This is a genomic window from Streptomyces sp. NPDC090083 (genome assembly GCF_044747445.1).
Taxonomy (GTDB): Bacteria; Actinomycetota; Actinomycetes; order Streptomycetales; family Streptomycetaceae; genus Streptomyces.
In genome coordinates this window covers 176,770-194,395 of record NZ_JBIVED010000005.1, presented here as the reverse complement: position 1 = coordinate 194,395, position 17,626 = coordinate 176,770, and the positions used below count along the sequence as shown (strand labels likewise).

At 69.7% G+C, this 17,626-nt stretch carries 18 protein-coding genes and 1 riboswitch; of the genes, 11 read left to right on the top strand and 7 right to left on the bottom strand.

The genetic code is table 11. From position 1 onward, the window contains the following. The first annotated feature begins 18 nt into the window (after positions 1 to 18). The 4 genes from ACIPTO_RS20335 (at position 19) to ACIPTO_RS20320 (ending at position 2,998) form a co-directional block, all read left to right on the top strand. On the top strand, positions 19 to 354 hold the full coding sequence (locus ACIPTO_RS20335; RefSeq protein WP_366314744.1) for a metalloregulator ArsR/SmtB family transcription factor: 336 nt from the start codon (positions 19 to 21) through the stop codon (positions 352 to 354). Continuing rightward, complete coding sequence (locus tag ACIPTO_RS20330) at positions 354 to 1,067, top strand: cation transporter (protein ID WP_401194068.1); 714 nt, start codon at positions 354 to 356, stop codon at positions 1,065 to 1,067. Before ACIPTO_RS20335 ends, ACIPTO_RS20330 begins: the two co-directional genes overlap by 1 nt. Positions 1,068 to 1,354: 287 nt before the next feature. Continuing rightward, entirely contained in the window at positions 1,355 to 1,888 is a 534-nt protein-coding gene (locus ACIPTO_RS20325) for a hypothetical protein (RefSeq protein WP_401194066.1), read from the top strand. A 351-nt stretch (positions 1,889 to 2,239) separates the two neighbouring features. After that, positions 2,240 to 2,998 (top strand): methyltransferase domain-containing protein, encoded by a 759-nt coding sequence (locus ACIPTO_RS20320; protein WP_401194063.1) that lies wholly within the window; start codon positions 2,240 to 2,242, stop codon positions 2,996 to 2,998. Between the two features lie 265 nt (positions 2,999 to 3,263). Here the strand turns inward: ACIPTO_RS20320 and ACIPTO_RS20315 are convergent, their stop codons facing one another. The 4 genes from ACIPTO_RS20315 to ACIPTO_RS20300 all read right to left on the bottom strand — a co-directional run bounded on the left by ACIPTO_RS20315 (position 3,264) and on the right by ACIPTO_RS20300 (position 6,178). Then, on the bottom strand, positions 3,264 to 4,046 hold the full coding sequence (locus tag ACIPTO_RS20315; protein WP_401194061.1) for an SDR family NAD(P)-dependent oxidoreductase: 783 nt from the start codon (positions 4,044 to 4,046) through the stop codon (positions 3,264 to 3,266). Between the two features lie 280 nt (positions 4,047 to 4,326). Continuing rightward, positions 4,327 to 4,860 carry a DinB family protein gene (locus ACIPTO_RS20310; RefSeq protein WP_401194059.1) on the bottom strand — a complete coding sequence of 178 codons (534 nt, stop codon included), beginning with the start codon at positions 4,858 to 4,860 and terminating at the stop codon, positions 4,327 to 4,329. Positions 4,861 to 4,870: 10 nt separating this feature from the next. After that, positions 4,871 to 5,152 carry a hypothetical protein gene (locus ACIPTO_RS20305; protein ID WP_366314732.1) on the bottom strand — a complete coding sequence of 94 codons (282 nt, stop codon included), beginning with the start codon at positions 5,150 to 5,152 and terminating at the stop codon, positions 4,871 to 4,873. 120 nt (positions 5,153 to 5,272) lie between these two features. Then, positions 5,273 to 6,178, bottom strand: coding sequence for a LysR family transcriptional regulator (locus tag ACIPTO_RS20300; RefSeq protein WP_401194056.1), 906 nt, complete (start codon positions 6,176 to 6,178; stop codon positions 5,273 to 5,275). A 124-nt stretch (positions 6,179 to 6,302) separates the two neighbouring features. Between ACIPTO_RS20300 and ACIPTO_RS20295 the strand changes: the two genes are divergently transcribed. Together ACIPTO_RS20295 and ACIPTO_RS20290 are read left to right on the top strand one after the other, a co-directional pair. Continuing rightward, positions 6,303 to 7,334, top strand: coding sequence for an alcohol dehydrogenase catalytic domain-containing protein (locus ACIPTO_RS20295; protein WP_401194053.1), 1,032 nt, complete (start codon positions 6,303 to 6,305; stop codon positions 7,332 to 7,334). A gap of 121 nt (positions 7,335 to 7,455) precedes the next feature. Next, on the top strand, positions 7,456 to 8,565 hold the full coding sequence (locus ACIPTO_RS20290) for a flavin monoamine oxidase family protein (protein ID WP_401194050.1): 1,110 nt from the start codon (positions 7,456 to 7,458) through the stop codon (positions 8,563 to 8,565). A 257-nt stretch (positions 8,566 to 8,822) separates the two neighbouring features. Here the strand turns inward: ACIPTO_RS20290 and ACIPTO_RS20285 are convergent, their stop codons facing one another. Continuing rightward, on the bottom strand, positions 8,823 to 9,035 hold the full coding sequence (locus ACIPTO_RS20285) for a DUF2180 family protein (RefSeq protein WP_401194048.1): 213 nt from the start codon (positions 9,033 to 9,035) through the stop codon (positions 8,823 to 8,825). Between the two features lie 177 nt (positions 9,036 to 9,212). Beyond that, positions 9,213 to 9,287, bottom strand: a riboswitch (Fluoride riboswitch). Positions 9,288 to 9,387: 100 nt separating this feature from the next. After that, positions 9,388 to 9,558 carry a hypothetical protein gene (locus ACIPTO_RS20280; RefSeq protein WP_401194046.1) on the bottom strand — a complete coding sequence of 57 codons (171 nt, stop codon included), beginning with the start codon at positions 9,556 to 9,558 and terminating at the stop codon, positions 9,388 to 9,390. Between the two features lie 96 nt (positions 9,559 to 9,654). Here ACIPTO_RS20280 and ACIPTO_RS20275 point away from each other — a divergent pair, with 96 nt between their 5' ends. From ACIPTO_RS20275 to ACIPTO_RS20265, 3 genes are read left to right on the top strand one after another with little or no spacing between them, the layout of a single operon-like run. Continuing rightward, positions 9,655 to 11,409, top strand: coding sequence for a B12-binding domain-containing radical SAM protein (locus tag ACIPTO_RS20275; RefSeq protein WP_401194044.1), 1,755 nt, complete (start codon positions 9,655 to 9,657; stop codon positions 11,407 to 11,409). Positions 11,410 to 11,458: 49 nt separating this feature from the next. After that, positions 11,459 to 13,216, top strand: a complete 1,758-nt coding sequence (locus ACIPTO_RS20270; RefSeq protein WP_401194042.1) for an L-aspartate oxidase — start codon at positions 11,459 to 11,461, stop codon at positions 13,214 to 13,216. After that, positions 13,213 to 13,845 (top strand): LysE family translocator, encoded by a 633-nt coding sequence (locus ACIPTO_RS20265; protein WP_401194039.1) that lies wholly within the window; start codon positions 13,213 to 13,215, stop codon positions 13,843 to 13,845. Before ACIPTO_RS20270 ends, ACIPTO_RS20265 begins: the two co-directional genes overlap by 4 nt. 296 nt (positions 13,846 to 14,141) lie before the next feature. On the opposite strand, the gene ACIPTO_RS20260 is transcribed toward ACIPTO_RS20265, so the two are convergent. Further along, positions 14,142 to 14,327, bottom strand: a complete 186-nt coding sequence (locus ACIPTO_RS20260) for a hypothetical protein (RefSeq protein WP_366314716.1) — start codon at positions 14,325 to 14,327, stop codon at positions 14,142 to 14,144. A gap of 192 nt (positions 14,328 to 14,519) precedes the next feature. On the opposite strand from ACIPTO_RS20260, the gene ACIPTO_RS20255 reads away from it, so the two are divergent. Then, complete coding sequence (locus tag ACIPTO_RS20255) at positions 14,520 to 15,356, top strand: transcriptional regulator (protein WP_401194037.1); 837 nt, start codon at positions 14,520 to 14,522, stop codon at positions 15,354 to 15,356. Positions 15,357 to 15,883: 527 nt separating this feature from the next. Beyond that, entirely contained in the window at positions 15,884 to 17,617 is a 1,734-nt protein-coding gene (locus ACIPTO_RS20250; RefSeq protein ID WP_401194034.1) for a sensor histidine kinase, read from the top strand. The last annotated feature ends 9 nt before the right edge of the window (positions 17,618 to 17,626 follow it).

Here is a 17,626-nt window from a genome sequence, read left to right as displayed (position 1 = left end):
GCGTGTACTTTTCGTGGTGTGCTGACCATCGCCTCCGACATCGACGCCCTGGCCCGGTTCGGCCGCGCGCTCGCCGACCCGATCCGCTGCCGCATCCTCCTCGCGCTCCGCGAGTCGCCCGCGCACCCGGCCGACCTCGCCGAACAACTGGACATCTCCCGCACCCGGCTCTCCAACCACCTCGCCTGCCTGCGTGACTGCGGCATCGTCGTCACCGTCCCCGTCGGCCGCCGCGTCCGCTACGAACTCGCCGACGAACGCCTCGGCCACGCCCTGGACAACCTGCGCGGCGTGGTCCTGGCCGTCGAAGCCGACCGGACGTGCGCGGACACCGAAGAAAAGGGCTGCTGCTGATGGCGGCGATCTCTCTCGGCCCGAGCCCGGACCGCCGCACCCAACTGGCCCGGCGCATACGCCTGCTGGTCGCCGCTACCATTACCTACAACGTCGTCGAGGCGATCGTCGCCATCACCGTCGGCACCGTCGCCTCCTCCACCGCCCTTGTCGGCTTCGGCCTGGACTCCGTCGTGGAAGTGTCCTCGGCGGCGGCCGTCGCCTGGCAGTTCTCCGCCGCCGACCACACCGTGCGCGAGGCTCGCGAGAAGACCGCGCTGCGCGTGATCGCACTGTCCTTCTTCGCTCTGGCCATCTACGTGACGATCGGCTCGGCCCGCGCCCTGACCGGCACCGGCGGAGCCGAACACTCCACGCCCGGCATCGTGCTGGCCGCCCTCTCCCTGGCGATCATGCCCTTCCTGTCCGCCGCCCAGCGCCACGTCGGCCGCGAACTGGGCTCCGCCTCCGCCGTCGCCGACTCCAAGCAGACCTTGCTGTGCACCTACCTGTCGGCCATCCTCCTCGTCGGTCTCCTCGCCAACTCCCTGTTCGGCTGGACCTGGGCCGACCCGCTCGCGGCCCTGGTCATCGCCGCCGTCGCGGTCAAGGAGGGCCGGGAGGCGTGGCGCGGGGACGACTGCTGCGCTCCGGCAGGGCTTACGGCACTGAAGGAAGCCGGCGGCGACCAGGGTTCGCGCAGTCGTGCACACGGCTGCTCGTGCTGCGGATGAGCTGACCGTGTCACGTGCACGAAGCCAAGCGCGCCGTGGTGGACCAGGGCGACCGTCTGGACGATCCGGGCGATCAAGCGCCGCTGAGACGCGCTTGAAGGGTGCAAGACCAAGGCCGATAAGACAGAAAGGATGACAAGTCATGCGCTAGGGCTCATGATGGCTGATTGTTGGAGGGGGGAAGTTTGCGCGTATTCGCTGTGCGCCGCCATGGCCACGTGCCACCTGCGGCGACGATGGCAGTCGTTCGCGCAGGATTGTTCTCCCTGCTCGGAACCATGGTCACAGTGATCGTGCATGACCTGGCCTTCGACTCGAACCCGTCTCGACTCGTGCAGTCGCTGGCGGCCTGCTTCCTGTTCGTTGTGGCACTGCCTGGCGCCGGAAGCGACAAGTCTCTCCGTACTCAGGTGCTGTTGGCGTTCGGCTGCCAGACCGTCATCGGGTACGGGTACGTCCTCCCCGGCAAGTCGGTCGCGTTCCGCGAGCACGGGCTGCTGGCGCCTTGTGTTCTGGCGGGGTGGCCCGTGGCGATCGGCCACATCCTGCTGACCCTGCTCTGCGCGGTCCTGCTGCACGGACTCGACGACAGAGTGCGCCGCGTGCTGTACGCAGCGAGAAAAGAGTGGTGCGCGTTGCGCGCACTGCTGCGCCGCCTCCTCGTTCCTGCGCGTCTCGCATACGAAGCAGCAGAGTTCGGGTTCGCCTGGCGCGTGAACTCCGGGCCGACGCGTGCTCGTTCGTTAGCCGTGCCGCTGGCTGGAGCAGTGATCCGCCGCGGCCCGCCGTTCCTTCCCCTGCCGTACGTCGTCGTCGCCTGATCCGTCGTAGCGGCACCCGTACGGCTTCCGGTCAACTCACCCATTCTCATTCCCGTTCCCCTTCCCGTTCGGGAGAGAACGGCCCTGTTTGCCATTCCGGCACGTGGGCTCCGTGCGAGTCCCGTGGCAGGAGGAAGTCCTTTGAACCACACGTCACTTGCGACGAGAGCGATTCCGCCCGTCGTCGCTGCGGGCCGCATCGGCCCCTCCGTATCAGCGCACCTCAGGGTCCGAGGCCGTGTTGCGGCTCCGGGGCCTGGCTGAGCGCGCTGGCGCTCGTTCCAGACGTACGTACGAGTTGTGCACCGCGCAAGGCCGGGCGGCAGGGGTGGCCCGGGAAGGAGTGGACCGATGACGGCAGCAGGCAGGGCGAAGACCGGGGCGAAGCGGCTCCTGGAGCGTGCGGGGTTCCAGCTCGTGCGCAGCACCACCCCTCAAGGTGGTGTCGATGATTTCATCCCGTTCGAGCCGACCATGCGGGCAGCCCGAGCGGCCGGTCTGTCGGTGGGCGACTACATCGACGAGGTCATGAACGCCACCCCGGGGGCCACCCAGTACACCGTCGACGAACTACGGACCCTCGGCGTGTTCGCCGCGGTACCGGACACGGTGCTGGAGATCGGCCCCGGGTCCGGGCGGTACCTGGAGAAGACGTTGAAGGAGTGTTCGCCGAGCCGCTACGAGATCTACGAGACGGCCGAGCCCTGGGCCAACTACCTGGTGGATACCTTCGGAGTGGTCGCTCAACCGGTGACAGGATTCAGTCTCGACGCGACACCGGACGACAGTGTCGACCTCGTCCAGGCCCACAAGGTCTTCAACACTCTGACCTTCCTCGGCGCCTGCCGCTACTTCTTCGAAATGGCCCGCGTCACGCGACCGGGCGGACGGATCGTTTTCGACGTCATGACGGAGACCTGTCTCGCCCCGGAGGCGATGCAGATCTGGGCGACAAAGGGAGGTTCGGGTCACGATTCGTTCCCGGCGGCCATGCCCCGCCGCACGTGCGTGGACCTCTTCGCGAAGCTCGGCTGCACCCTTGAAGCCCACTTCCTGGCTCCCCTGGGCGTGGCATCCACGGAAGTGCTCGTCTTCAGGAAGACGACCTGACCTGGGGCACACCTCCTGGTGGCCAACCGGCGGTGACGTGTCACGTGAAGCACCAGCGGCCCGGCCTGACACGTCCCCACCGGTTAGTTGGCAGCGCGGCTGACGCACCGCCAACCGAACTCGACGCACGTGCGCTGAGATCCGTCACGGAGCATGCGTTCAACGTCCCTCCGCTTTTGCCCAGTTGACTCCGACGTGCTCGGAAGGTCGCGCAGGGCAAGGAAGCCTCCGGGCGACGCGGCCCGGAGGCTGGGTGTCGGCCGGGTCAGTTGCGTCCGGCCATGACGCCGCCGTCGACGTCCCAGACCGCGCCGGTGACCCAGTCGGTCTGGTTGGACAGGAGGAAAGCGACGGTGGCGGCTACGTCGTCGGCGGCACCGGTGCGGCCGATCGGGTGGAAGGAGTCGAAGCCGTCCAGCGCGGAGTCCATCTCCGACTTGGGGATGAACTCTTCGTAGATCGGAGTGCGCACGACCGCGGGGGCGACGGCGTTGGCGCGGATGCCGTGCGGGGCGAGTTCCATCGCCAGGTGCTGGGTCAGGGAATGGAGGGCGGCCTTGGCCATGGAATAGGCCGAGGAGGGAGTGGCGGCGATGGCCTGGTGGGCCCACATCGAGCCGATGTTGACGATTGCGCCCTTCGCGCCGCGCTCGATCATGGTGGCGGCGACGGTCTGGGTGAGGAAGAAGAAGGCGCGGTTGAGGTCCTGGTAGCGGTCGTAGTCCGCAGCCGTGTGCTCCAGGAAGGGCTTGGGGGCGAAGACGCCAGCCGCGTTGACCAAGAGGGTGGCGTCGGCGTGCTCCTCGGTGAGGGTGGTGCGCAGGCGGTCAACGGCCGCAGGGTCGGCGAGGTCGGCGGCCAGGCCGAAAGCCTTGCCGTGGCTGGACAGGGCGGTGGCCGCCTCGTCGGCGCTGGACTGGGTGCGGCCGGTGACGACGGCGATGCCGCCGGCCTGAAGGACGCGGCGGGCGACGGCCTGGCCCATGCCGCTGGTGCCGCCGACGACGATGACCTTCTGGCCGGTGAAGTCGAGGGTGGTGCTGGACATGTGGTGCTCCTGTTTCAGGGGTGTCGTGAAGGGCGGGGTGAGGGTGGTCAGGGGTTGGGCAGACGGGCTGCTCTTCTTCGTCCCGCAGAGGCCGCTGTCTGTGGCGTTTGCCTTGAGGGCCTCGCGCTTTTCTTCCGTGCCGCCTGCCCGCAGGTATGCCGGGTAGTGGACGCCCCATTCGACGTCGGCGCGCTTGAGTAGGGCACGCGCAGCATGATCGGTTCGCGGTGTTCCAGCGGCGGGTCGGCGGGTCGAACTCGGCGGGCGAAGGTGCGGGCGGTCAGGCGTAGGGATTGCAGACCAGGTAGCCGTCGACGCGGCTGAGCCAGTCCGAGGCAGGGTCCGACGGGAGGGAGTGGCCGAGGTTGTCGGCACGGACCTCGCTGATCCATTGGTCGTGCTGGTACTCGTGGTTGATGAGCGCGACCAGCAGATGGTTCGCGACGATGGTCAGCTGGGTCGGGGCGCCGACCCGGCCGGCGGCGATGTCGCCGATACGGGCGTGGACGCGTTCCGCGACGGTGCCGCGGAACGCACTGAGCCGTTCGACGGTGGGCAGCGCGCCGCGGAACTTCTCCGGATTGGCCGAGTCCATGAGCCCGTCGAGTTCCGGGTCGGGGCTGGGCTCGGCCGCGGTGAGATTGCGGGTCATGAAGTGGGCGACGTGGGCCTGGTGACCGAGGTGCCAGCCGATGGCGCTGGACTCCTCGTGCGGACGCCAGGTCACCTCGTCGGGGCTGAGGTCTTTCCACAACTCGTCGGTGTAGGCGAGAGCGCGGTCGTATTCGCGCAGCAGCGCGGTGATCTCGTGCACGACCGCGGCCTCAGACGGTGTCGTAGACGCGAACGTCAGGGGCGGCCTTCAGCAGTGGGGCCAGTCCGCTGGAGACATCGCGGGTGAACAGCTCGCTCGCCAAGTACGCCTCGGCGTCAGCGACGGTCCGAAAGCCGTGGAGAACCTGGACGTCCTCGTCGCGGACGAGGAGTTCCTTGCTGGTGGCGCCGGGGACGGTGTCGAGGAACGGCTGCTTGTACTTCTCGTACACGCCCGCAGCCGCGACGCGGTGGGCCGGATCTACCTGCAGTGTGACCTGAAGATACGCCATGGTTATGCCTCACTCGATTGGCAGGGAGGGGGCGGAGCGGTGATGCCCGCAAGGTGCCTGCCACGTTAGGCATACCCGGTCAGGTCCGGTAGAGGATCTCGCTGAATCAGGATATAAGCGCTACGTATGGCTCTGCAGACGGGTGGCCGCGAGGCTGTCGGCGAGACGGAGCAGGTCGGGGCCGAGCGGGGAGTCGGCGTTCCAGACCGCTTCGAAGGAGATCTGCACCTCACGGCCCTGATCGTGCAGGGGCCGGTGGCAGACGTCGGGCGATGTCAGCTTGGAGCGGGGGACCAGCGCTGAGCCCAGGCCGAGCTTCGTCCAGTCCTCCAGGACCCGGTAGCCGGCGGCCTCGCCCGGATAGGTGTTCAGAGGCATCTCGTGCGCTTGGAAGAGCTGCGTGGTGAAGGTGGTCAGGCCGCAGGTGTCAGGGACGAGGATGAACTGCTCCTTGCCGGCCTCCGTTAGTTCGACGGGGGTCGCCTCCGCCGTGTCGGGACTGACGACGACGATCGGCTCGACGTCGATGACCCGGTGCTCGAAGCGCGGCATCGCGGCCACGGCCGGGATCAGGATGATGTCGAGCTGTCCGGCCAGGAGGCATGCGCGCAGCTCCTGCATGTTCGCCTCGCGCAGCACGAGGTCCCGGGGCGCGGGAAGGCCCTGGACCATGCTGAAGGCGCGGGCGACCAGGTGGGAGCCGATCAGCGGTGAGACGCCCATGCGGATCTTCTGCTCACCGGGTTCGGTCAGCCGCCTGGCTTCCGCCCCGACGGCATCGAGCGCGGCCAGAGCCCGCTCGATCAGCGGCAGGATCCGGACGCCGAACGCCGTCTGCGTCACACCGCGCGGCGACCTTTCGAACAGCTTGTCGCCCAGGCGTTCCTCCAGCTTCGCGATCCCGTTCGACAGCGCGGGCTGCGTGACCCCGTAGGCCCTCGCGGCAGCGCTGAAGGATCCGGTCTCCGCGACCGCCTGCGCGTACCGGAGCCCCTCAAGGTTCAGACGGTCCGTTGCCATAGCCATGGCTTATCGCTCCATTCACTGCCGTCCCCTACCGGGCCTGCTTGCCCCTGTCTACGGTGGGGATCCTGCTCATTCAGCATAAGCAGCACCTATAGACGTCATCGTTTCGGAAGAAGAAGGCACCATGCCGGACAGCGCCATGACCATGGCCGTGACCGAGCCCCGCGGCACTCTGCGTCCCGTGGTGGCGGAGACCATCCCGCCGCCCGCCGGGTGGGTCCGCGTGTCGGTGATGGCCAGCGGCGTGTGCAACGCCGACCTCGCGACGGCCGCCGCCACCGGCGAAGCCACCGCCTTCCCCGTCACCCCCGGACACGAGGTCGCCGGTGTCATCGCCGAGACCGGCAGCCGGGTCCAGGGCTGGGCGGTCGGCGACCGGGTGGCCGTCGGCTGGTTCGGCGGCAGCTGCGGACACTGCGCGCACTGCCGTGCAGGGGATGTCGTCCACTGCGCCGAGCGGAAGATCCCCGGCCTGTCGTATCCGGGCGGCTGGGCGCAGAGCATCACCGTGCCCGCCGACGCACTCGCCCGTGTTCCCGAAGGCCTCGACTTCTTCGACGCCGCCCCCTTCGGCTGCGCCGGAGTGACGACTTTCCACGCGATCCGCAAGGCCGGCATCCGCGCCGGAGGACGGGTTGCCGTCTTCGGGATCGGCGGCCTCGGCCACCTCGCCGCCCAGTTCGCGGCCAGACTCGGGTACGAGACCATCGCCATCGCCCGTGGCCGTGACCGCGAGCAACTCGCACACGACCTCGGCGCCCACCACTACATCGACAGCACCATCCAAACGCCCGGAGCAGCCCTGAGGAATCTCGGCGGCGCCGACCTCATCGTCTCCACCGCCTCCTCCACCGTCCCCGTCGAGGAGCTGCTCGCCGGCCTGCGCTTGCACGGGCAGCTCACCCTTGTCGGCGTCGACGCAGGATCCGTGACCGTCCCGGCGGCCCGGCTCGTCATGCACGGCCACACCCTCACCGGACACCTGACCGGCAGCCCGCGCGAGACGGAGGAAGCCATGGCTTTCGCCGTCACCACGGGTGTGCGCCCGATGATCGAGCGAATGCCGCTGGAAAAAGCCGACGAAGCCGTCACCCGACTCCGCTCCGGCGCTCCCCGCTTCCGCATCGTCCTGGACACCGCCGTCAGCGGCGGATAGTCAGCCCGCTCGCCCCGCCGCGCGCCCGAGCCACGCGGCCGTCGGCACCCGCCTACTCCTCAGTCCAATGCCGCGCCACCGACGACAGCGGGAGTTCTGCCTGCCCAGAAGGGAGCCACACATGTCCCACCCGGAGAGCCACGACGTCATCGTCATCGGCGCCGGCGCATCCGGACTGGCTGCGGCCACCGCGCTGCACGCCGCCGGCCGCGATGTCATCGTTCTGGAGGCCCGTGACCGCGTCGGCGGCCGCTTGCTCTCCGTCCCCACCGAGCATCCTGAGCGGGCCCTCGACCTGGGAGCCACCTGGTTCTGGGACGGTGAGGAGCGGGTACGGGCCCTGGCCGCGGGCAGCGGCATCGCCACCTTCGACCAGCACCTCGCCGGCGACACCATGCTCCAGGAGGTCACCGGAACCCGCCGTCTCACCGGCAACCTGGTCGACGCCCCGTCACGCCGTTTCGCCACCGGCGCGCAGAGCCTCGCCACCGCCCTTGCCGCCGGGCTGCCCACCGGGGCTCTGCGGCTGGGCACACCCGTCACCGCCGTCCGTCCCGGCGGCCAAGGCGGCGGCCTCGACGTGCTCACCCGCGCCGGCACACTCCACACCGAACGCGTCGTCCTGGCCGTCCCCCCGGCCCTCGCGCTGGAGCGTATCGACTTCCACGACGCGTTCCCCGCCGACCTCGTACGCCTCGGCCGGTCCACCCCGGTCTGGATGGGCGCGGCCGTCAAGGTCGTCGCCCACTACCCGACCCCGTTCTGGCGCCAGGACGGGCTGGCCGGTGCGGCGTTCAGCAGGGCCGGCCCGCTCCAGGAGATCCATGACATGTCCGGGCCCGGCGGCGAGCCCGCCGCGCTCTTCGGCTTTGCCCACGCCCGCACCGTACGCCCCGGCTTCGAGCACGCCGTCACCGCACAGCTCGCCCGGCTCTTCGGTCCGGCGGCCGGCTCTCCCGCGGCCCTGCACGTGCAGGACTGGAGCGGCGAACGGTGGACCGCCCCGTCCACCGTGCAGCACCTCGCCGACCACTCGCTCTTCGGCCACCCGCTCTACCAGCGGCCGGCCCTCAAAGGCAGCCTGCACTGGGCGTCGACCGAGACGGCCACCGACCACGCCGGACACATCGAAGGCGCCCTCGCCTCCGGAGAACGCGCGGCACGCGCCGTCCTCCAAGCGCCCGCCGACGTGAACGACACCGCCCAGGACGTCATTGCCCCCAACAGGTAGGCCACCGGCCTGACACCGTTCGTCCTTGGTCCATTTCTCCAGCTGGGCTGTTGACGGAGCGTCGTCCATCCCGCCTTCTCGTCCCAGGGCGGGTGACGCGGTGGGGGGCGCGCCAGCGATCGTGGCGCGCCCCCACAGCCCTTCACTGCGACCGGGCCCGCGGGTGGTGGCCTGGTGGGACTCGCAGCAGAGGGGCCCAGGAGCCGGAAGAGCACGGGATCCGCCATGGGTGCGGCCCCGGCCCGTCCCGGCGATCACTACCCGCTGCTGCTGCGTTCGGCGTCGCGGCAGGTGGCGCACAGGATGCGCCGGGCGGCACGCGGCAGGGTGGCCACGCCCATGCCGCTGGGCCGGTGCAGGAGGTACGAGGAAGCGTGCGCGTGCGTGAGGCAGATCCCGGCACCGCAGGTGGTACAGGAAGCGACGGCGGCAGCAGGGGTGTCGGCGACAGCGCAGTCGTAGCAGTTCACCGTCGTCCTCCGTTCTGCGGGAGAACAGGGGCGACAGCGCAGAGCACGGGGGCGCTGGAGAGGATCTCGTGTGGAGCGGGACGACCTCGCCCCGCAGGAAGGTCAACGACCCGGCGTACGAGGACCGAGAGAGTCGGGAGCGGCGATTCCACTGCACCTCCTGGGCATGCGTTCCTGACGTAGTCAGGAACCATCAGCCCGGGCGGGGCGGTTCGGACCGAAGTCCCGGCGGGATCCATCGCCACAGTCGAGTGAACAGCTGCTCGGCGCAATGGTCAAGTGCACATGGCCACAGCGCAGGTATGGACCGTCACCACGCCCCTACGAATCGCCTGTTCACGCCGGTTCACGTCTACGACCAGGCAGCACTGCCGGCGCGCGGGCCCCGATGCGGTCGCAGAGCCAGCCGGTGGCCGGGGCAGCGCACGTCGGCGGCCATGGTGGCGCAGTAGAGCACGGGCACGGCCAGGGTAGGCAGCAGGTGTCGGGCGACCAGGAGGCAGGAGAGCACAGGCTCGTCCACGGTCGGCATGACCAGCACGGTCGTCCCCGGCGACGCGGCCTCCCGGACCTTCCGTGCAACCCCGCCGCGAGCCCAGTCCGCTCAGTGGAACCGGGCGTGACAGACCCGCTGGAGGGCGATGACGCTGGGGCGCTCCAGGTACCGACTGTGGTGGGAGACGTCGTGGAGATGGGCTTGGAGCCGGTGGAGGAAGTCGTCGGCGTCGATGGTCGGTTCCAGTGGGTGTTCCCGCCGCCGGGCGGTACCGGCCCCGACCCCGGTTCGGGCGCTCGCTCCGGCTCGCCCGCCCTGTCCGTCTGGTACTTCGCCCTGCCGCTCACCTCCGCCCACCGCGGCGGCCACTCCGGTGGCGGTGCGCTCGTGGACGGCGTCGACGGCCAGGAGCGGTACCGGAACGAGGGGACCGTCTACCCCCACTCCGGCCTCGTCGAGATGATCACCTACCAGGAGCGGTACCTCCCCGAACTCCCCTGGAAATACGTCGACTTGAGCCACGTGCCGTGGGACGACGTACGCGCCGCCATCGCCGCGGACCCTCCGGACGTGGCCGCGTTCACCGTCTACACCGCCACCGCGCTGTGGGCCTTCATCGTCGCCGCGGAGATCAAACGCGTGAACCCGGCCGCGACCGTCGTGTTCGGCAACGACCACGCGGGAATCCTCCATCGCGAAATACTCACCGGCCACTACGGCCACCGGCTCGTCGATTTCGTCAGTACGGGCAACAACGGCCCGTTCACCATGCTCGGCCTCCTGTACGCGTTACGCGGCCAACTCGATCTGAGACGCGTCCCTTCTCTCGCCTATCGAGAACAGCAGGGGATCGTCAACCAGCCGGCTCCCACCTATCCGCTCGACCGCCGGATGCTCCCCGACTACACGCTCATCGAAGACCAACTGGAGCGGTACTACGACAAGGCGTTCGACGTCTGGTACGCGCACCACTACGACCTGAAGCGCATGGTCACGCTGCCTCTGGACGCCGGCTGCACCTGGGGAACACGTCCGGGACGCCGGTGCAAACACTGCTCGATCCAGGGGCTCACCCCGAAATTCGCCCGGATGGACACGATCGTTCCCGCGCTCGAAAAGGTGGTCGGCGGTCTCGGCGCCAATGTCTACGCCGCCGGAGACTCCACCCTCGGATTCTCCCGCGCGCAGTGGTCCGGCGAGATCGGCTACCTCGACGAACTCGCCGAGCGCTGCGCCGCCTCACCGGTACTCCGCGACCACCGGTTCCTCCTCGCCTACGGCCTGGTCTTCGAGTTCCTCCAGTCCGCCAAGCTGTGCCAGGGCTTCGTCCGCACATGGAACGTCGGCCTGGAGGCCTTCGACCCGAAACTCCTCAAGGGCGACTCCAAGGGCATCAACAAGGGACCCGACCGGGTTCACGAGGCACTCGAACTGGCCCAGGAACTGGACTACAAGATCTACGCCTCGGGAATCCTCGGCCTGCCCGGCACCACCCGGAAGCAGCTCCGCGAAGAGGTCGACTCCTGGCTCTCCCTCGCGGAGACCTATCGGGACACCATCACCACGGTCTCGGTCGCCGCACCCGGCGTGATCCCGGGCTCGCGCATGTACTGGGAGAGCTTCCGCACCCACCCCGACGTGCGTGCCGCGCACGGCGAGATCATTCCGGCCCGGCGCCTCACCGAGCTGTACGTCCACGAGAACACCGAGGTCGAACTCGCGGACGTGGAAGCCGCCATCGCCGACGTCGGCCGGGGCGTGATCGCCCTCGGCCGGGAGCGCGGACACATGAAGTTCGGCGGCTACATGCTCGGCGGAGTCGACGACGACGAGGCGGCCGAGCGCCGACTGCTCGACGAGATCTGCGCCCAGCTCTGACACGCGCGACGGGCTCAACAGGGCGACGACACCGGTGAAGGCAGGGAACATGACCGCGAACACGACCGTGAACACGGCGCGGACGACGTCCGTACCCGCAGCGTGGGCCCCGAGGGTTGTCGTCGTCGGCGCCGGAGGCGCGGGCCTGGCCGCCGCCGTCGAGGCCGCCGCCGAGGGCGCACACGTCGTCCTCGTCACGAAGGCCCTCTACGAGCACGCCCGGCACCGCTGGGCCTCGGCCGGCGGCTGCACCTGGAAGACCCACGCCTTCAACGCGGCCGTAGCACCGGACGACAGCGTCGCGGCCCACATCGAGGACACCCTCGCGGGCGGTGCCCACGCGGGTGACGAGGGCATCGTACGGACGCTGTGCGAGGGCGCGTTGGGCCTGGTGGAATGGCTGGAAGGCCTCGGGCTGCGATTCGAGAAGAGTGGCGACGGCCGGTTCGCCACCCGCCCGTTCGGCGGCAACGGCGCACCCCGCGCCGTCCACCTGGAGGACCGGCTCGGCTTCCACATCCAGCGTGTCCTCCGCGGACGACTGGCACGACTCGTCGAGGAAGGCCACGTCGAGGTCCACTCCGGGCTGCGGGCCACGGACATCCTGCTCGACGCCGACGGAGCCGTACGCGGACTGCGGGCGCTGTCCGTCGAGAGTCTCGAAGTCCTGGAGATCGCCGCGGACGCCGTGATCCTCGCGGACGGCGGCGGCACCTCGATGTACGCACCGTCGGCCGCCTCCACGGACAAGACCTGCGACGGTCTCGCCCTCGGACTGCGGGCCGGCGCCGAGGCCATCGACATGGAATACGTCCAGTTCCATCCCACCGGGCTCGCGTCGGACGTACCGACGTACGACGGAATGCCGGTCGAGGAAGCCGTACGGTTCGACGGCGCGACCCTGCTCAACCGTGCCGGTGAGCGGTTCATGCTGCGGTACGACCCGCTGGGCGAACAGGCCACCCGGGACAAGGTGTCGCGCGGTGCGTACCGCGAGATCGTGGAGGGGCGCGGCTTCCCGGACGGCACGGTCCAGCTCGACCTCGGTGCCTGCGCGCATCTGATACCGGAGCGCTATCCGGCCCTCTACGAACGACTCCGCCTGATCAGGCCGGGATTCGGATCGGCGGACGCATCGGTACTCGCCGTCCGCCCCACCGCCCATTTCCTGATGGGCGGACTCCGGACCGACAGCACGGCCCGCACCACGATCCCCGGCCTGTACGCGGCGGGCGAGGCCGCGGGCGGCGTCCACGGCGCCAACCGCCTCGGCGGGAACGGCCTCTCGGAGGCCCTTGTCTTCGGCCGGATCGCCGGTCGGCACGCGGCCGCCGACAGCGTCGGTACGGGACCGACGGAAGAACACATACGGCTCACCGGGCCCTACCGCATGGACGTCTCGCCGGACGGCGCCAGCCCGGAGGCCCTGCTCCAACTCCTGCGGCGGGAGATGTACTTGAAGGCCGGCCCGATCCGTACGGCCCGCGACCTCCTCGCGATGACCGAGACGATCGAGGCACTGGACGAGCGCCGGGAGAAGCTGGACATCGCCTCCGGGCCTCGGGCCGCCGGCCAGGTACAGACGTGTCTGGACCTGGAGAACCTCCTTCTTGCCTCTCGGCTGATCGTCGAGTCCGCGCTGCTCCGCGAGGAGTCGCGCGGGGCGCACCACCGCGACGACTTCCCCTCCACGGCCGCTCGCGTCACCGGCAACGCGGTCGTGCGGGACTCCGGGAAACTCGTCTGGAAGCCGGTTCGCCGCGGTGGAACACGGCCTTCCGACGTCGGCGCGGAGCACCGACGGTGAACCTGGACAACGGGATCAGCGTGGCCGCGATCTCCCTCGGCGTCGTGATCACTCCCGGGCCGAACATGATGTACATGGTCTCGCGGAGCATCGCCCAGGGCCGTCGCGCCGGTGTGGTGTCGTTGGGCGGGGTCGCGGTCGGTGCCCTGGTCTTCGTGGTGGTGACGAACCTCAGCCTGATGGCCGTGCTGCGCACCGTCCCCGTGCTGTACACGTCCTTCAAGATCGTGGGCGCCGCCTATCTGGGCTGGCTGGCCTGGCAGGCCTTCAGGTCGGACGGCGCGTCCGTCTTCGCTCCCCGAGAGATGGCGGACACCTCCACCCGCCGCCTCTTCGCCATGGGGCTGGTCACGAACCTCCTCAACCCCAAGATCGCCCTGCTGTACCTCTCACTGATCCCGCAGTTCGTGGACACCCGCGCGGGCCACGTCCTGCTCCAGGGCTTCGCCTTCGGCGGCATCCAGGTCGCCGTGAGCGTGTGCGCGAACCTGGTCATCATCATGGCCGCGGGCACCCTGTCGGAGTTCCTCGTCGCACGACCAGCCTGGCTGCGGGTCCAGCGGTACGTCACGGGATCCGCCCTCACCGCTCTCGCCCTGCTGCTCGCGACGGACCAGTCCCAGGCCTGACGAACCGTGAACACCGCCCGCACGGCACGGGCGTAAGGACGTCACGGGCTACTGGCGGCCCATCCGCCGTCCCGACGTCACGTACTCCTACAACGCCCGGCACTACGGAGCCGCGTACTTCCGCTACAGCCGTGGCTACACCAGCTGCGTCGAACCGGGACGCCGGGCCAACCTGACCATCCGGCAGCGGACACCCATCCGATCGCGAGGAAGTGCTTGACGGCTCAGCTGGGACCCCGCGACCGTGGGCCCTGCCGGTCGCGCCCCCCTCGGTCGCGACCGGCAAAACGGTCACCTCAGTCGCACGCCACCTCGTACTTGACCCACTCCCCGTTGACCTGTACCTCGATGAAGCACTTCTTGGCGTTGGCGGGGGCCGCCGACGCCGTCACGGCGCCGCCTGCGGTCATCCCGATCACCGCGACGAGTACGCCGATCGCGGCTGCCGTTCGCTGTCTGCGGGTGCGTGCACTGTGGGGCATGGTGCTCGTCCTTTCGACGGGGCACCGCCGGGCCGGCCGGCAGCGCGGTGTGTGCCCCCAGTGGCAGGGGGCGCGTTACGAGGATGCGACGACCGGGAGGCCCGAGGGAGGTCACACCATGCCCTGGCGGGATCGTGCGGCGGAGCTCGCATCTACTGGCGGGCGTGGAGATCAGCCACAAAGATGCCTGACATGGACACCTTCGACGCCCTCCGCGACTTCCTCGTCTCCCGCCGGGCCCGACTGCGCCCCCAGGACGTAGGGTTACCCGACCACGGAGTCAGACGAGTGAGAGGACTGCGCCGCGAGGAGGTCGCCACGCTCGCGGCCGTCAGCGTCGAGCACTACATACGGCTCGAACGCGGACAGGCGTTCCGGGTGTCGGACGCCGTGCTGGACGCCGTGGCCGAGGCGCTCCGGCTGAGCACGGGCGAGCGTCGCTACCTGCTCAGTCTGGCGAGGCCGAGCACGGGCACCGACCGCGAGGGCTCCCGCGGCGTACGGCCGAGTGTGCAGCACATCCTCGACTCGATGGCCGGCACTCCCGCCTACCTCGTGGGCAGGGGAGGCGCGATACTCGCCTGGAACCGCCTGGCGGCGGCCGTCTTCGCCGACTTCGACAGCATCCCCTCCGCACAGCGCACCGTCGGACGGCTCGTCTTCACGGATCCGCGCGCCCGGTGGCTGTACGTCGACTGGGAGGCGAAGGCCCGCGAGGCGGTGTCGTACCTGCGGACCGAAACCGGCAAGAGGCCCCGGGACCCGGAGCTCATCCGCGAGATCGATGAACTCGCCCGGCGCAGCGAGGACTTCCGGCGGCTCTGGTCGGAACAGCACGTCCTGGAGACCACGCACTCGACCGTCGTTCTGCGCTGCCAACCTCCCCATCACCAGCTGGAGTTCTCATGGGAGGGGCTCCAACTGACCAGCGACCCGGAAGAGATAGTGCTCGTGTACACGACCATCCCCGGGTCGCCTTCCGCCGCCGCCCTGCTGGAGATGTCCCGCGCAAGCCGAGGCGGTCGGTGACTCTGTCGGCGGCGCCGACCGGACCCCGACCGGATCGCGCCACGGCGGAGTCCGGAAGCGCGGTCATGTACGGCGATGCATTTTGCCAATTGCTTCGGAATCCAACGAACGCCACTGGCCCAGTAGTTCGGGGTTCCGCACTTCTGAGGCAGATAACCACGGTGCTGCTCCGGTGACGCTCCCGGCCCGCACATGGCTGAATGTCGCCTGTCGTTGCGTGATGCGTGCTCTTGATGTGAGCCCATCTGCACGCGTGCTTCACGGAATATCCCGTTCCACACCCTCAAGATCATCCATTAACGGGCGAAGTCGCCTATCACGCTCACGCGCTGCGAGGTTGGTTTCCCGACTTACTGAACTCGTGTGAGCGATGGGGTCCTTGGTGAGATCCCTCTGCCGGAAAGGGTGGCTAGCATGAGCAGCGCGTGTCATCCGGAAGGCCACCGTCCCTGCGGTCGAGCTTCGGGAAGGCGACGACGTGTGGTCGCCCACGCAATCTCTGCTCGTACGGACCGAGGGACCGCGGAATGCCAGTGCCTGCTCGCCCCCGTCAGCGTCGACGAGGGAACGAGGTGCGCTCATTGCCGGCCGTGTTCCCGGTGGCCCTGGTCCTCGCGGCCGCAGGGGCTGTCGCTGCCGTCCTCCTCGCCCCCGGCCGCGCACGGCCCTGGGTGCTGGGCACGGCGGTCGTCGCCTGGTTCTGCGTAGCGGCTGTCGTCACCACCGCTTCCTACCTCCTGCGCCGTTCCGTGCGGCAGGCGGACGCCAGCCGCAGCGAGCTGGAGATGGCCAAGGACAACTGGCGGCGCCAGGAGGGGCAGGCGGCCCAGCTCGTCGGCGTCGCGTTGCCGGGCGTGACGCGGCACCTGAAGAGCGGCGCGAGCGCCGACGAGGCACTCTCCCAAGTGGTCGTCCCGTCCGACGCCCAACTGCGCCGGATACTCCAGACCTTCGTCGGTCAGCTCGCTGAGTCGGTGCAACAGGCCGCGGCGGCCGAGGCGGAACGGAGCACCGCACGCAGCCAGTTGGCCCGGCGGAACGCGGAACTCGAACGCCTCACCGCCGAGACCCTCCCCGCCGCGGTGGCTCTGCTGCGGGAGGGGAGTTCGGGAAACACCGTCCTCACCAAGCTCGACTTCCCTCAGGACGCCGTGCTGTCCGGCGTGGCCGAATGGTTCGTCAGGGAACTGGCGTACAGCGAGCGCCGGTCCGCCGCCGCCCAGGCCGCGTCTGCCAAGGCGCTGAGCCGGGTTCAGGCGAAGACGGTCTCCATGCTCGCCGATCTGCGGGACATGCAGGACCGTCACGGCGGGGAGGTCTTCGGCGATCTGCTCCGACTGGACCACAGCACCTCCCAGCTCGGCCTGATGACCGACCGGCTCGCCCTGCTGATGGGCGGTCGCTCCAGCCGCGTCTGGAACAAGCCGATCGGGATGGAGAGCATCCTGCGCGGTGCCGTCGGCCGGATCGCCGCCTACCGGCGCGTGCGCCTGCACTCTTCCAGCAAGGCTGCGATCGCGGGCTTCGCCTCCGAAGGCGTGATGCACCTGCTGGCCGAACTCATGGACAACGCGGCCAACTTCTCGCCGCCCATCGACGAGGTGCACGTCTACGTCGAGGAGCGGAGCGCGGGTCTCGTCGTCACCATCGAGGACAGCGGCCTGAAGATGTCCGACGCCGCCATGCGCCGGGCGGAGGAGTCGGTGTCGGGCCGTGTCACCGACCTGGCCTCGCTGCAGGGCACCCGCCTCGGCCTGGCCGTGGTGGGACGCATCGCCGAGCGGTACGGCATCAGCGTCAACTACCGGCCCTCCTCGCGCGGCGGGACCGGCGTCGTCGTACTGCTTCCGCCACAACTGGTGGCCCAACAGCGCGAACCCGTGATCGAGTCGCCCCGCAACGCCCCGGCGGCCGTGCCCGCAGCCGCCCCGGTACCGGTGTCGGAGGAGATGCCGGTGCCGCGCGTGGACCCGGTCGTACCCAAGCCTCAGGCTCCGGAGAGCGATTCCAAGCCCGCGCCCGTGCCGGACTCCCTCACCGACAACGGACTGCCCGTACGCGCGCCGGGCCGCACCATGGCGGAGGCTGAGCGCGCCCGGCAGAAGCCGGCGCCGCCGGCAGCCTCCGGCGGGGCCCGCGAGCCGCGTCCGCCGCGCGACATAGGTGCCCAGTTCGGCGCCTTCCACCGCGCGCGGTATGGCGGCGCGGGCGACAGCTCCACCACGCCGCCCGCTGACGAGCCCGGGACAGCGGCGGACTAGAACACGGAC